Origin of the sequence: Herbaspirillum sp. WKF16 (assembly GCF_028993615.1) — a bacterium.
GTDB lineage: Bacteria > Pseudomonadota > Gammaproteobacteria > Burkholderiales > Burkholderiaceae_D > Herbaspirillum.
This window is the reverse complement of the sequence record NZ_CP118632.1, coordinates 1,300,815-1,315,470: the sequence shown is the minus strand read 5'-3', so window position 1 is coordinate 1,315,470 and position 14,656 is coordinate 1,300,815. Positions and strand designations below refer to the sequence as shown.

Here is a 14,656-nt window from a genome sequence, read left to right as displayed (position 1 = left end):
AACTTGTCAGAAAACATCCTTGTGGGGGGAAGAATCCAATGCAGGAAGGCATCGATGAGATTTTCGAGAAATTCAAGCTGCTTAAATCTGATTTACAGTCCGCTTTATCTGCATCGCCGAACGAGAGTGATACCAGATTAAAAGTGCTGGATCGGATTCTCCTAGAGGTCTTGAAATGGCGTCATGAATCAATATTGACTGAACCACCAAGCCCTTCGGGATATATTGACTATCTTCTGACAGTAGGCGAGGGTCGGGGCGCCGTAGTTATCGAGGCGAAGCGCTCAGGCCTGTTTTCCACAGCGACCAACGCCACTAAAGCAGGGGTTCTTTCTCTTTCAGGAAGCGTACTTTCTCCTCTCAAAGAAGGTATAAAACAGGCACTTTCGTATGCACTTGATCAAGGTGCACCGGTGGCGGTTTTGACAGACGGACGTAGCTGGCTATTTTTCAAGGCATCGCGTACTGATGGATTACCGCCATTGAAAGGCAAAGGAATCTTCTATCCATCATTGGATTCCATTGAAGAGGATTTCCCAAGATTTGCTGAGCTACTTGGACTGCCTTTTGTAATTGAAAGAAGGCATTTGATTCATCTGAATACCGCCGAAGGTATGACCATAGGCGATGCCGAAGAACAATACTACGTATACAACCCGTCTGAAGCACGGATGCTCCAAAGAGATGCGTTAGCAAAAGATGCATCGCTACTCTTCAGCCAATTTTTTTCGCGATTGTCGAACACTGATGATCGAGACATGATGCAAGCGTGTTTCGTTGAGACGGCAGAAAGTAGGCACGCGGATTCCGAGCTTCAAAAGATTGTCCAGAACGTCATTAACAGTATTGCCTCAATTGATACCGCTGAAGGTTCGGCCCTTAGGGACGAAATCCAAAGAACAATTGCATCCAATCTATCTCAAACGGTTCTTCTAATCGGTAACAAGGGCTCCGGAAAAAGCACTTTTATTGATCGCTTTTTCAATCAGATTCTGCCTCTCAGCATACGTCAACATTGTTCTATTGCACGCGTAGACCTAGCGACTTACTCCGGACGCTCGGATGGCGTAGTTGACTGGTCTATGCGAAATCTTCGTGATTTGATGGAAAAGCAGGTTTGTTCAAACGACCCTCCGAGTTACGACGATCTCCAAGGAATATTTTGGGGGGAGTATCAGAGATGGCGTGATGGCCCGAAAAAGCCGCTATATGAATCGAACAAAGAGCAATTTAAAATTGCGTTTGGTGATCATATGGAGGAGCGGCGCGAAAAACAGCCAGAAGAATATGTCCGACTCCTCATGGCACGTTCCGCTGCTGGTCTTAAAAAGCTTCCATGCATTGTCTTCGACAATACAGATCAGTTTCCAATCGAAGTGCAGGATCAGATTTATCAGCTCGCACACTCATTGGAAAGCGCTGCATCGGTCTTCGTCCTCGTCCCAATTACGGATCGCACGGTATGGCGCCTGAGTAAAGCAGGTGCACTTCAAAGCTACACATCCAAAAGTTTCTATCTGCCCGTGCCTGAGGCGAAAGAAATTCTCTCGCGTCGAGTAAGATTCGTGCGCGACAAAATCAACGTCGAAAAAGTCAGTAATTCTGCCTACTTTTCTAAACGTGGCTTCACCGTCAGCATCGACGATCTCTCAATGTTTGCGGAGGCGGTCGAGAGAATCTTCGTCGAAAGTGACTATGTGTCTGGTCTCATTGGAAGGTTGGGAAACTTTGATATCCGTCGGATGCTCCGGTTATCAGAACGAATCTTTGTTTCACCAGAAATTAAGATTGACGACATACTAAAGTCACACTACGGCGGACCATCACTAGCTGCAAACAAATATAGAACGCATCGAGCTTTAATCAAAGGGGAATACGACCGCTTTTCGGAAACCGAGAACGAGTATGTTTGCAACCTATTCCTGACCGATCCTCGTAAGCCCACCTCGCCATTACTGGCTTTATATATCTTGTGGGTACTACGGCAAAGAGCAGTTACCGTCAGACTTGACCAAGTAGAGTCGAGACACTGGCTGGTGTCTGAGCTATGCGATTTTTTTGAGGGATGCGGGATCGCCCCCGAACTCACAATCTGGATCACCGGAAGGCTATTCGATAGGCGCCTTGTGGAGACGCTTGATCCTAATGTCCAATCCCTAAGCAATTTTGACCGTATAGCAATCAAAGAAAGTGGCACCGCGCATATCGATTTGATAGCGAACTCGCCCACCTATATGGAACAGATGGCGCTAACCACGGGCCTGAATAATCGTGCTGCTCGAGATGAATTAAAACAGAGAACAATACATACCAGCACGCAAAGCTTTCTCGAGATTAGAGACGCGTTCGTGAATTACTTATTGCGCGTCGACTCATCGAGACTCAACATTCCACAAACAAGTCAGTATAAGCAGCTTAATGAGGCAAGAGCATTCGTCAGAGACATCCGAACACTGGATCGGCCTCAGCCACGCGCAAGTAATACAGATAAGAATACTCGCACGACCGATTCAAGAAAAAAGCCAGGTTTTGGTGCCAGACATCTTCGAGGCGGCAAGGGACGCTAATCGGCGGAACAGTTCAACACCTACTCCAATTAATTTGAGGGTGCTGTCCGGTGCGTCTGGATGTTCACATTTCGGAGATTGTTACCAACTAACTGCCGTCTGGTGAACAAGCTCGTTGTCGGACCTCTGCAATGAAAAAGCCATTTGGGAGCGGAAATTGCTAGAATTGGTCGTTTGTGCGCCACCAGTCCTCGGTGGAGTGCGCGTTTGATCGATTTTCACCAGCCACTACGATAGAAATATGCATCGTCGAATTGAAGCCCGCATCGTCAACCCTATCCTTGGCGAACAAATCCCCGCTCCTTCCTATGCCACGGACGGCTCCGCTGCCATGGACCTTCGTGCGAGCATTGAAACGCCAATCACTATCAAAGTTGGTGGTCGCGAGTTAATCAAAACCGGGCTGGCAATCAATATGATGGACCCTGCCCTGGTAGCAATTGTGGCGTCACGTTCGGGACTGTCTCTGAAGCACGGTTTGCACGTAGCCCAGGGCATCGGCGTAATCGATGCTGATTACCACGGTGAAATTGCGGTCATCCTCGCGAACTCTGGAAGTGAAGACTATATCGTCCAGCCTGGCGACCGTATTGCCCAATTGATGTTCCAGCCGGTCGTCCAAGTAGCCCTAAGTTTCGTCCAAAAGTTCTCGACTGAAACTGAACGTGGTGAAGGTGGCTTCGGTAGCACCGGAAAATCGTAAGTTAAAAACTGTTTGCCATCGCTGCAATCTCGAATCTGAGACACTTAGCTGCTATCCATCTGCTGTACGTCAGGCTCCATGCGGTTTTCAACGGGTTGAGACACTTTTTGGTGCCCATAGCCATCGGCCTGATCGATTCGGATTACCAGGGCCAGCTGATGGTGTCGACATGGAACCGCGGCGCGACCGAGTTTGTCTTAAACCCGATGGAGCGCCTGGCCCAGCTGGTGATCGTCCCCGTGCTGCAGGTCGGCTTCAATGTGGTGGAGGAATTCGACAGCAGCGAACGCGGCGCCGGCGGTTTCGGCAGCACTGGCAAACACTGACGGAGAATCGAATGCTCGCACCCCGCCTGCCCAAGTGGCAGAACATGAAACGTATCGCCGCACTGGCGCCGCTGGCCGTGCTGGCCGCCTGCGCGACCCAGGAACCGGGCGTGCCCGACGCGCCCGGCAAGCCGGCTCCGACAGTCGCCGTGCAGGCGCCCAAGCCGGTCGAGAATGCGCAACAGAAGGAATTGCGCGAACTGATTGCGCAGCAGGATCGCCTCTATCGCGTGGCCGCCCCGCTGCTGACCAGCAACGCCCCGCTGTGCCGCGGCAACGCGCGCAACCTGCTGGGGTTCACCGCCAAGAACAAATACTCGTTCCCGATCGAATACGCCGAGACCGCGCGCAGCCTGGGTTACGACGAGCGCCTGCAAGTGACCGGCGTGCTGCCGGGCAGCGGCGCCGACCAGGCAGGCGTGAAGCGCGGCGACATCCTGATGTCGGTGGCCGGCAAGCCGATGTCGCAAGGCACCGATGCCGAACGCCAGGCGGCCGTCCTATTGAGCCCGCTGGTGGTAAAGAAGGCGCCGATCAGCCTGGGCGTGCAGCGCGGCAGCCAGAACACGACCCTGAACGTTCCCCTGACCTTTGCCTGCGCCTTCAGCATCGAGCTGGGCAACGCCGACAACGTCAACACCTATGCCGACGGCCGCCGCGTGCTGATCACCCGCGGCATGCTGAAATTCACCCAGACCGACGAGGAACTGGCCTACCTGATCGCCAAGGACATGGCGCACAACATCCTGGGCCACGCGATCCGCCAGCGCATGGTGTCGACCATCGCCGAGGTGATCGACAACCTGCTGCTGCCGCATCCGGATCCGACCACCACGGCGGGCACGGCCGGCATCCGCGTCTATCCGCAGGACCTGGACGCGGCCGCCGACACGCTCTCGCTGTACCTGCTGGCGCGCGCCGGCTACGGCATCGACAACGTGCCGGCCTTCTGGAAGCGCCTGTCGGAACAGTATCCCGCCAGCGTGACCAACGGCTACACGGCGCTGCATCCGTCGACGGCGTATCGCCTGTCGATGATCGACAAGGTGACGCAGATCGTGAAGGCCAAGCAAGAGGCAGGCAAGCCGCTGATGCCCTGAGCGACGGCAGGATGGGATGAATGAAAACGGCGCGGAGGGATGCTTCCGTGCCGTTTTTTTTGCCCTCTACGTCTTCCTGGTCATCCCGGCGAAGGCCGGGATCCAGCGTCGTTCGTCGCCTTTCGCAAGCGCCTGCGAGGGGCAATGAACGACGCTGGATCCTGACTTTCGTCAGGATGACGGAGGTGGATGACACCGGAGATCCGCAATAACCGGCCCGGCAATATGACGCATCGCCGGAGGCGCATAAAAAAAGCCGGAACGATGTTCCGGCTTTTTCCTTACCACGCGCAGGCGCGCAGCTTATTCCACTTCCAGCTTTTCCTGCGGCTCTTCGGGCGGCGCCGAGTTGTCGCCTTCCGGGAACTCCAGCTTGACCTGGTCCTTGTCGTCCATCTCCACGGTCACGCGGCCGCCGCTGACCAGCTTGCCGAACAGCAGCTCGTCGGCCAGCGCCTTGCGGATCAGGTCCTGGATCAGGCGCGACATCGGGCGCGCGCCCATCAGCGGATCGAAGCCCTTCTTGCCCAGGAACTTGCGCAGGCTTTCCGAGAAGACGGCTTCCACCTTCTTCTCGTGCAGCTGCTCTTCCAGCTGCATCAGGAACTTGTCGACCACGCGCAGGATGATTTCCTCATCCAGCGGACGGAAGCTGATGATGGCGTCCAGGCGATTGCGGAACTCAGGCGTGAACATGCGCTTGATGTCCGCCATCTCGTCGCCGGCTTCCTTCTTCTCGGTGAAGCCGATGGTGCGGCGCTGCAGGCTCTCGGCGCCCGCGTTGGTGGTCATGATGATGATCACGTTGCGGAAGTCGGTCTTGCGGCCGTTGTTGTCGGTCAGCGTGCCGTGGTCCATCACCTGCAGCAGGATATTGAAGATGTCCGGATGCGCCTTCTCGATTTCGTCCAGCAGCAGCACCGCGTGCGGCTTCTTGTTGACGGCCTCGGTCAGCAGGCCGCCCTGGTCGAAACCGACGTAGCCCGGAGGCGCGCCGATCAGGCGGCTGACGGCGTGGCGCTCCATGTATTCCGACATGTCGAAGCGCACCAGCTCGATGCCGAGGATGAAGGCCAGCTGCTTGGCCACCTCGGTCTTGCCCACGCCGGTAGGACCGGAGAACAGGAAGGAGCCGATCGGCTTGTCGGTCTTGCCCAGGCCGGCGCGCGCCATCTTGATGGCCGACGACAGCGCCTCGATGGCTGGATCCTGGCCGAACACGACGTTCTTCAGGTCACGGTCGATGGTCTGCAGCTTGGCGCGATCGTCCGAGTTGACCGACTGTGGCGGAATGCGCGCGATCTTGGAAATGATGTCCTCGATCTCGGGCTTGCCGATGGTCTTCTTCTGCTTGGACTTCGGCAGGATGCGCTGGGCAGCGCCGGCTTCGTCGATGACGTCGATCGCCTTGTCCGGCAGGTGACGGTCGTTGATGAAGCGCGCCGCCAGTTCAGCCGCGGAAGTCAGCGCCGAGGCGGAGTACTTCACGCCATGGTGCTCTTCGAACTTGGACTTCAGCCCGCGCAGGATCTGCACGGTCTGCTCGACGGTCGGTTCGTTGACGTCGATCTTCTGGAAACGGCGCGACAGCGCGTGGTCCTTTTCGAAGACGCCGCGGAATTCGGTGTAGGTGGTCGCGCCGATGCACTTGAGCTGACCGCTGGAGAGCGCCGGCTTCAACAGGTTGGACGCGTCCAGCGTGCCACCCGACGCCGAGCCGGCGCCGATGATGGTGTGGATCTCGTCGATGAACAGGATACCGTTGGGGCTGTCCTTCAACTGCTTCAACACCGCCTTGAGGCGTTGTTCGAAGTCGCCGCGATACTTGGTGCCGGCCAGCAGCGCGCCCATGTCGAGCGAATACACGACGGCGTTCTTCAGGATCTCCGGCACGTCGCCCTGGGTCACGCGCCAGGCCAGGCCCTCGGCAATGGCGGTCTTGCCCACGCCGGCTTCGCCCACCAGCAGCGGGTTGTTCTTGCGGCGGCGGCACAGGGTCTGGATCACGCGCTCGACCTCGGCTTCGCGGCCGATCAGCGGATCGATCTTGCCTTCGGCGGCGGCCTTGTTCAGGTTCTGCGTGAACTGGTCCAGCGGGCTTTCCTTCTGCTGGCCTTCGGCCTGCACGTCTTCCGCGCCTTCCGGAGCCTTCTGCGGATCGGCCTGCTGGTCCTTGCGCACGCCGTGCGAGATGAAGTTCACCACGTCCAGGCGGGTCACGCCCTGCTGGTGCAGGTAGTAGACGGCATGCGAATCCTTCTCGCCGAAGATGGCCACCAGCACGTTGGCGCCGGTCACTTCCTTCTTGCCGTTGGAGGCCGACTGCACGTGCATGATGGCGCGCTGGATCACGCGCTGGAAGCCCAGCGTGGGCTGGGTGTCCACTTCGTTGGTGCCGGGCACCGTGGGGGTATTGTCGGTAATGAAATTGGTCAGCGTCTTGCGCAGATCGTCAATGTTCACCGAGCAGGCGCGCAACACCTCGGCTGCGGACGGGTTGTCCAGCAACGCCAGCAGCAGGTGTTCCACGGTAATGAATTCATGACGCGATTGCCGAGCTTCGACAAAGGCCATATGCAAACTGACTTCGAGTTCCTGCGCAATCATGCTTCCTCCATCACGCATTGCAGGGGATGCCCTGCTTTTCGAGCGTGGGTTAAAACGAGTTCCACTTTTGTGGATGCGATATCCTTGGGATACACACCGCACATTCCCTTCCCATCTCGGTGAACCTTCAGCATGATCTGCGTCGCGGTTTCACGGTCCTTATTGAAGTATTCCTGGATGACGGCGACGACAAACTCCATCGGCGTGTAGTCATCGTTCAACAACAGAACTTGGTACATAGGGGGCGGCTTAAGTTTCGCCTCCTGTCGCTCCAGGACAGTACCGCCATCATTTCCGTGCTTGGTTGCCATGCGTTTATTCGACCATCAAAGCTGTGCAACGCACAATGATTACGTAACATCTAGATGAGGAGATATTACGCGTTTTCCCGATGTCGCGCAGATGACGATGATTTATCCTAATTCAAGGGTCGCGGCATCGATCGCATGAAGAAGGGGGCAATCTTTCCCCTGAAAACTTCTTGACTTTTTTATTTCTACCGAGAACAATAGAAATTCGTTGATTAGCAATTACTAATGCTCAACGTGAAAGAGATGTAAAGGGGGCACTGTTTAAGGGGGGCTGCGTGACGCGCGATGCTTCTTGCTTTAACGGCTCGTGTGATAGTTTAAATTTGAAAGAATGTTTTTATGGCAACAGGTACTGTCAAGTGGTTCAACGATTCCAAAGGCTTTGGTTTCATCACTCCGGATGACGGCGGCGAAGATCTGTTCGCACATTTCTCGGCAATCCAGATGAACGGCTTCAAGACCCTGAAAGAAGGTCAAAAAGTCCAGTTTGACGTCACGCAAGGCCCCAAGGGCAAGCAAGCTTCGAACATCAAAGAAGGTTGATTTTCAGTCTTTTGCGAAGAACCTCGCTACGGCGAGGTTTTTTTACGCCTGCCTTTTCGCATCCCCCACGCCTTTTGCCGGCCCGGAAGGCATAAAAAAACCGGGCAATCGCCCGGTTCCTCTACATCGATTTCAGGCTGGCCGAGCCGGGCTCACATGTTCTCGATCATCACGTCCCCGAATCCCGAGCAGGAAACCTGGGTCGCCCCTTCCAGCAAGCGCGCGAAGTCATAGGTCACGCGCTTGGAGGACACCGACTTCTGCATCGCGCCGATGATCAGGTCCGCCGCCTCGATCCAGCCCATGTGGCGCAGCATCATCTCTGCCGACAGGATGATGGAGCCGGGGTTGACGTAATCCTTGCCGGCGTACTTGGGCGCGGTGCCGTGCGTGGCTTCGAACATCGCCACCGAATCGGACATGTTGGCGCCCGGCGCGATGCCGATGCCGCCCACCTGGGCCGCCACGGCATCGGAGATGTAGTCGCCGTTCAGGTTCAAGGTGGCGATCACGCTGTATTCCACCGGGCGCATCAGCACCTGCAGGAAGAAGGCATCGGTGATGGCGTCCTTGATGATGATGTCGCGGCCGGTCTTGGGATTCTTCAGGCGCATCCACGGGCCGTCGTCGATCAGTTGCGCGCCGAATTCGCGTGCGGCCAGGGCATAGCCCCAATCGCGGAACGCGCCTTCGGTGAACTTCATGATGTTGCCCTTGTGGACCAGCGTCACCGACGGCTTGTCATGGTCGATTGCGTACTGGAGCGCCTGGCGCACCAGGCGTTCGGTGCCTTCGCGCGAGACCGGCTTGATGCCCAGCGCCGAGGTCTCGGGGAAGCGCAGCTTCTTGACGCCCATTTCCTTCGTCAGGAAATCGATGACCTTGCCCACTTCGGGCGAACCGGCCTGCCATTCGATGCCGGCATAGATGTCTTCGGAGTTCTCCCGGAACACCACCATGTCGGTCTTCTCAGGCTCGCGCAAGGGCGAAGGCACGCCCTTGAAATAGCGCACCGGGCGCAGGCAGACGTAGAGGTCGAGGTGCTGGCGCAGCGTGACGTTGAGCGAGCGAATGCCGCCGCCCACCGGCGTGGTCAGCGGGCCCTTGATCGACACCAGGTAATCCTTCACCACCTCCAGCGTCTCTTCCGGCATCCACACATCGGGGCCGTAGATCCTGGTGGCCTTCTCGCCGGCGAAGATTTCCATCCAGTGGATCTTGCGCGCGCCGCCGTAGGCCTTCTCCACCGCGGCATCGACCACCTTGAGCATCACCGGCGTGACATCCACGCCGATGCCGTCCCCTTCGATGTAGGGAATGATCGGGTTGTTCGGGACGGTCAGGGTGCGATCGGCGTTGGCGGTGATCTTCCGGCCTTCGGCTGGCACTTGGATATGTTGGTACGACATCGTGGTCTCCGGCGGTTGAGGCAATATTGCTGACAAGCGGGGAATTTTAAGAGATTTCGCGAAAGGAAGTCGGACGAATACGAGGAAAACCCGAATATGGGGATGGCTCGACTACAGTCTTATATAAGACACATGACTTTGCCATTCAATTATGCACGAGGATTTTACGCAAGGCCACGTTTTTGCGACACTAGCGCATGCCCCTGATTTTATTCAACAAACCTTTCCAGGTAATGAGCCAATTCTCCTCCCACCCCGAGCGAGAAACCCTTTCCGATTACATCGATATTCCCAATGTTTATCCTGCCGGCCGCCTGGATGCCGACAGCGAGGGCCTGCTACTGCTGACCGACGACGGCAAACTGCAGCACGACATCAGCCATCCGCGCCGCAAGCAGCCCAAGACCTATCTGGCCCAGGTGGAAGGAGAGGCGTCCGAGGAAGCGCTGGAACGGCTGCGCAAGCCGCTCGACCTGGGCGACTTCGTCACCCGGGAGAGCGAGGCCAGGCTGATCCGGGAGCCCGGCTGGCTGTGGCCGCGCAATCCGCCGATACGCGAACGCAAGAACCAGCCCACCGCCTGGCTGGCCCTCACCATCAGCGAAGGCAAGAATCGCCAGGTGCGCCGGATGACGGCGGCGGTCGGCCTGCCGACGCTGCGCCTGATCCGCATCGCCATCGGCCCCTTCTCGCTGGCCACTCATCCGGTGCTGCCAGGGGAATGGCGGGAAGTGGATCCGCTGGAGCTTGAAAAATGAACGTGGACGAACGATGAATTTCCACATGGAAATTATGCGCGTAACCGCCCATGCGGAAACTCACAAAAAAGATGAAGAAGCCTGTCAACCTCTGTCGCGCGCTGCCGTTATTGTCAGTGATTCGCACGAATCATCGTTTGCCTCACATCCCTAACATGTTGAATTGAAGGACGCAAAATGAAAAAACTGATCGCCGCTCTGGTTGCCGCTCTGTTCGCAACTGCCGCTTTCGCACAAGCTCCGGCCGCTCCGGAAGCGCCGAAGGCTGAAGCCGCTGCTCCGAAGGCAAAGAAGGCCAAGAAGGCAAAGAAGGCCAAGAAGGCAAAGAAGGCAGCTGAAGCTAAGTAATTAGCGTCCGCGCAATTCGAAAAAGGCAGGCTAGTCCTGCCTTTTTTCATTTCCGACGCCTTTTCCCGCGCAGCGGCCGCAAGCGCCGACCGACGCCGATGCGCAGCATCGCTATAATCCTGCTGTCCCGCCTTCCGGATTGACCAAGAACAAACATCGATCATGCGCCAAACGAATCTTTCCCGCCTCCTGCCCCTCACCGCCGCAGTCCTGCTCGCCACCGCCTGCGCCGCCGGCGCCCATGCGCAAACGCCTCAGGTCGCGCGCTTCCCCACGACCCAGCTCAACATCGGCATCCACCTGATCAAGGCGGAAGTCGCCAAGACCGAGGCCGAGCGCGAACAAGGCCTGATGTTCCGGGAAAAAATGGGCGAGAACGAAGGCATGGTGTTCCTGTTCGGCGCGCCGGCCGGCGTGTGCATGTGGATGAAGAACACGCTGATCCCGCTGTCGGTGGCCTTCATGGATGAAAACGGCGTGATCCTCAACATCGAGGAAATGAAGGAACAGACGCTGGACTCGCACTGCGCCAGGCGCGGCGCGACCTACGCGCTGGAGATGAACAAGGGTTGGTTCAAGCAGAAGAACATCAAGCCCGGAACCAAGATCGACGGCTTGCCCCGATAAGGATCAGGGATGCGTCGCGCCGGTCACGCGCCGGCGCCGGCACGAGAAGCCGACGCGGCGAGAATCGGAAATACAAAAACCCGCCTGGGAGACAGGCGGGTTTTTGGTACTGCGGGCACTGCAGCCGAGGCATGCGCCTCAGCCCAAGACCGGCGAATTAAGCAGCCAGGGCCTTCAGGGCAGCAGCCAGGCGGCTCTTGTGGCGAGCAGCCTTGTTCTTGTGAATGATCTTCTTGTCGGCGATGCTGTCGATGGTCGACACCGAAGCCTGGAACACGGTTGCGGCGGCAGCCTTGTCGCCACCGGCAATTGCCTTGCGAACAGCCTTGATTGCGGTACGCAGGGTCGAACGCTGGCTCGAGTTGTGCGCGTTTTGCTTAACTGCTTGACGTGCACGCTTACGTGCCTGTGCGGTATTTGCCATGAAATTATCCTAAATCGAGAGTCGTGTGCGCCGCAAACCCGAGGACTCGCGATGCCAAATTCTGTAAAGCGTTGGATTATAACCAGTTTTCCCGAACAGGGCAAATACCCCGCCTGAACGGCCGCCATTTGCGCCTCATCCGTTGCTATCCGGCCAAAAACGGGCGGCAATGCATGCCATACCGGCCGTCGCATTACCGGGAAGAAATATCAACAAGGCATCGAACCGATTCAAACCGTGGGCACTCTACGCCGCGTCCCTCGGCCGCCGGCTCATCGGCGCGCCCGTTCCGAATCACCCGCAATCGGCGCCGCCGCGCATGGCCGCGCCGCTATAATGCCGCACCATGAACTTGCATAAAACGCTCGCCGCCATCTCCGGCATGACGATGCTCTCGCGCATCACCGGACTGGTCAGGGAAATCCTGTTTGCCCGCGCTTTCGGCGCCTCGGCCTACACCGACGCCTTCAACATCGCCTTCCGCATTCCCAACCTGCTGCGCCGCCTGTTCGCCGAAGGCGCCTTCTCCCAGGCCTTCGTCCCCATCCTGGCCGAATACAAGAACCAGCGCGGCGCCGACGAGACCAAGCACCTGGTCGACCACGTCGCCAGCGTGCTGATGTGGGTGATGCTGGTCACCTGCGTGGCCGGCATCGTCGCCACGCCCTTCGTGGTCTACTTCATCGCCACCGGCCTCCAGTACAACCAGGATGCCTTCCACGCCTCGGTGGTGATGACCCGCATCATGTTCCCCTATATCGGCTTCATGGCCTTCGTGGCGCTGGCCGGCGGGATCCTGAACACGTGGAAGGAATTCAAGATCCCGGCCTTCACCTCGGTGCTGCTGAACCTTGCCTTCATCGTGGCCTCGCTGTTCGTGGCGCCGTTCATGGAGCAACCGATCTACGCCATGGCCTTCGCCGTGCTGGTGGGCGGCATCCTGCAGGTGGCGATCCAGGTGCCGGCGCTGGTGAAGATAGGCATGCTGCCGCGCCTGTACTGGAACCCGATGCCGGGCCTGCGCGACGCCGGCGTGAAGCGCGTGCTGCAGAAGATGGGGCCGGCCGTGTTCGCCGTCTCGGCCGCGCAGATCAGCCTGATGATCAACACCAACATCGCCTCGCGCCTGGAGCACGGCAGCGTGTCCTGGCTGTCCTATGCCGATCGCCTGATGGAATTCCCTACCGCGCTGCTGGGCGTGGCGCTGGGCACCATCCTCTTGCCCAGCCTGGCCAATGCGCACGCGGCCAAGGACGGGGAAGAATACTCCGCCCTGCTCGACTGGGGCCTGCGCCTGACCTTCATGCTGGCCATGCCGGCCGCGGTCGGCCTGGCCACGCTGTCCGAGCCGCTGACAGCCACGCTTTTCCACTATGGCAAATTCGACAACCTCTCGGTGACCATGACCGGCCATGCGCTGGTGGCCTACGGCGTCGGCCTGATCGGCCTGATCATGGTGAAGATCCTGGCGCCCGGCTTTTATGCCAAGCAGGACATCCGTACGCCCGTGATCATCGCCGTCGGCGTGCTCATCGCCACGCAGCTGATGAACAGCATCTTCGTGCCGATGTTCGCGCACGCCGGCCTGGCGCTGTCGATCGGCCTGGGGGCCTGCCTCAACGCCGGCTTCCTGTACTGGGGACTGCGGCGCCGCCGGATCTACGTGCCGCGTCCGGGCTGGGGCATCTTCCTGGTGCGCCTGGCCGGCGCGCTGCTGGTGCTGGCCGGCGCGGCGCTGTGGATCTCGGGGCACTTCGACTGGATCGCATTGCGCGCGCATCCGCTGCTGCGCATCGGCGCGCTTGGGCTGGTGATGGTGGTGTGCGGGCTCGCCTATTTCGGCCCGCTGTTCGCGATGGGATTCCGGCTGCGCGAATTCAAGCGCATCGCGCGCCGCTGAAAAATAACGCAAGCGCAAGAGCATAAACCCGGGCCGCCTTGCCGACCAGAGCTGCCCGGGAGAAACAACAGGATTTTCTTGCGCGGCATTTTCATGCGCGACGAACCTGACGCCCGACAAAATATTTTGATAGGATGGACGGCATGACGCTCACCTCCCTCGAATATTTCGCTTCGCTGGTGCGCCAGGACGATTCGATTCCCCTGTTCGAATCCGCCTTGACGCTGGGACAGGACTTCTACCCCGAGATGGACTTTGCCGAGCAGGAAGTCGAGCTCGACATGCTGGCGGCCAAGCTGAAACATCGCCTGCCCTCGGACGCATCGCAGATCCAGAAGCTGCGCATGCTGAACCATTTCTTCTTCCAGGAAATGGCCTTCGCCGGCAACATCAACAACTACTACGATCCCGACAACAGCTACATCCACCGCGTCATCGCCACGCGGCGCGGCATTCCCATTTCGCTGGCGGTGGTCTACATCGAACTGGCCCAGCAGGTGGGGCTGGACATGAAAGGCGTCTCCTTCCCCGGCCACTTCCTGATGAAACTGTCGGTGCAGTCGGGCGAGATCGTGCTCGATCCGATGAACGGCTCGAGCCTGTCGCGCGAAGAGCTCGAGGAGCGGCTTGAACCCTACCTCGAACGCCAGCAGGAGCAGGAACTGGAGTTCGACGACGAACTGCCGCTGGCCGCCTACCTGCGCGCGGCGCACCCGCGCGAGATCCTGGCGCGCATGCTGCGCAACCTCAAGGCGATCTTCATGGAGAGCCAGCGCTGGCAGCAGGTGCTGGATGTGCAGGAACGGCTGGTGATCCTGCTGCCGGAAGAAATCACCGAGCGGCGCGACCGCGGGCTGGCGCACGCCAACCTGGGCGTGGCCCAGGCCGCACTGGAAGACCTGGAGGCCTACCTGGCCCTGCGCCCCTACGCCGACGACGCGCAGAGCCTGCGCGAGATGCTGCCCGATCTGCGCGAAGCGCTGCGCAAACCCAACTGAGCGGCAGTCCTTCAAAACAAAAGCCCGCCATCTCC

At 58.4% G+C, this 14,656-nt stretch carries 13 protein-coding genes and 1 pseudogene; 10 read left to right on the top strand and 4 right to left on the bottom strand.

The window, feature by feature from the left end; genetic code table 11:
* Positions 1-38 precede the first annotated feature (38 nt).
* The 4 genes and pseudogenes from Herbaro_RS05875 (at position 39) to Herbaro_RS05860 (ending at position 4,696) form a co-directional block, all read left to right on the top strand.
* On the top strand, positions 39-2,567 hold the full coding sequence (locus Herbaro_RS05875) for an ATP-binding protein (protein WP_275012894.1): 2,529 nt from the start codon (positions 39-41) through the stop codon (positions 2,565-2,567).
* Between the two features lie 241 nt (positions 2,568-2,808).
* Entirely contained in the window at positions 2,809-3,270 is a 462-nt protein-coding gene (gene dut / locus Herbaro_RS05870; protein ID WP_275012893.1) for a dUTP diphosphatase, read from the top strand.
* Between the two features lie 50 nt (positions 3,271-3,320).
* Positions 3,321-3,596 (top strand): annotated as a pseudogene (locus tag Herbaro_RS05865) (dUTP diphosphatase); the annotation flags it as partial.
* An 11-nt stretch (positions 3,597-3,607) separates the two neighbouring features.
* The gene (locus tag Herbaro_RS05860) at positions 3,608-4,696 is read left to right on the top strand and encodes a M48 family metalloprotease (protein WP_275012892.1); all 1,089 of its coding nucleotides are present in this window, start codon (positions 3,608-3,610) and stop codon (positions 4,694-4,696) included.
* 303 nt (positions 4,697-4,999) lie between these two features.
* Here Herbaro_RS05860 and clpA read toward each other — a convergent pair whose 3' ends face one another.
* Both clpA and clpS read right to left on the bottom strand, forming a co-directional pair.
* Complete coding sequence (gene clpA / locus Herbaro_RS05855; protein WP_275012891.1) at positions 5,000-7,303, bottom strand: ATP-dependent Clp protease ATP-binding subunit ClpA; 2,304 nt, start codon at positions 7,301-7,303, stop codon at positions 5,000-5,002.
* On the bottom strand, positions 7,300-7,614 hold the full coding sequence (gene clpS, locus Herbaro_RS05850) for an ATP-dependent Clp protease adapter ClpS (RefSeq protein ID WP_275012890.1): 315 nt from the start codon (positions 7,612-7,614) through the stop codon (positions 7,300-7,302). Before clpS ends, clpA begins: the two co-directional genes overlap by 4 nt.
* 339 nt (positions 7,615-7,953) lie before the next feature.
* Between clpS and Herbaro_RS05845 the strand changes: the two genes are divergently transcribed.
* Entirely contained in the window at positions 7,954-8,157 is a 204-nt protein-coding gene (locus tag Herbaro_RS05845) for a cold-shock protein (RefSeq protein WP_275012889.1), read from the top strand.
* A 152-nt stretch (positions 8,158-8,309) separates the two neighbouring features.
* Here Herbaro_RS05845 and icd read toward each other — a convergent pair whose 3' ends face one another.
* Entirely contained in the window at positions 8,310-9,566 is a 1,257-nt protein-coding gene (icd, locus tag Herbaro_RS05840; RefSeq protein WP_275012888.1) for an NADP-dependent isocitrate dehydrogenase, read from the bottom strand.
* 197 nt (positions 9,567-9,763) lie between these two features.
* Between icd and Herbaro_RS05835 the strand changes: the two genes are divergently transcribed.
* The 3 genes from Herbaro_RS05835 to Herbaro_RS05825 all read left to right on the top strand — a co-directional run bounded on the left by Herbaro_RS05835 (position 9,764) and on the right by Herbaro_RS05825 (position 11,299).
* Positions 9,764-10,324 (top strand): pseudouridine synthase, encoded by a 561-nt coding sequence (locus Herbaro_RS05835; protein ID WP_275012887.1) that lies wholly within the window; start codon positions 9,764-9,766, stop codon positions 10,322-10,324.
* Positions 10,325-10,501: 177 nt separating this feature from the next.
* Positions 10,502-10,672, top strand: a complete 171-nt coding sequence (locus tag Herbaro_RS05830; RefSeq protein WP_275012886.1) for a hypothetical protein — start codon at positions 10,502-10,504, stop codon at positions 10,670-10,672.
* A gap of 162 nt (positions 10,673-10,834) precedes the next feature.
* On the top strand, positions 10,835-11,299 hold the full coding sequence (locus tag Herbaro_RS05825) for a DUF192 domain-containing protein (protein ID WP_275012885.1): 465 nt from the start codon (positions 10,835-10,837) through the stop codon (positions 11,297-11,299).
* A 157-nt stretch (positions 11,300-11,456) separates the two neighbouring features.
* Here the strand turns inward: Herbaro_RS05825 and rpsT are convergent, their stop codons facing one another.
* Positions 11,457-11,723, bottom strand: a complete 267-nt coding sequence (gene rpsT, locus Herbaro_RS05820; RefSeq protein WP_275012884.1) for a 30S ribosomal protein S20 — start codon at positions 11,721-11,723, stop codon at positions 11,457-11,459.
* A 346-nt stretch (positions 11,724-12,069) separates the two neighbouring features.
* Here rpsT and murJ point away from each other — a divergent pair, with 346 nt between their 5' ends.
* Together murJ and Herbaro_RS05810 are read left to right on the top strand one after the other, a co-directional pair.
* Positions 12,070-13,623 (top strand): murein biosynthesis integral membrane protein MurJ, encoded by a 1,554-nt coding sequence (murJ, locus tag Herbaro_RS05815; protein WP_275012883.1) that lies wholly within the window; start codon positions 12,070-12,072, stop codon positions 13,621-13,623.
* A 143-nt stretch (positions 13,624-13,766) separates the two neighbouring features.
* Complete coding sequence (locus Herbaro_RS05810) at positions 13,767-14,621, top strand: SirB1 family protein (protein WP_275012882.1); 855 nt, start codon at positions 13,767-13,769, stop codon at positions 14,619-14,621.
* Positions 14,622-14,656 lie beyond the last annotated feature (35 nt).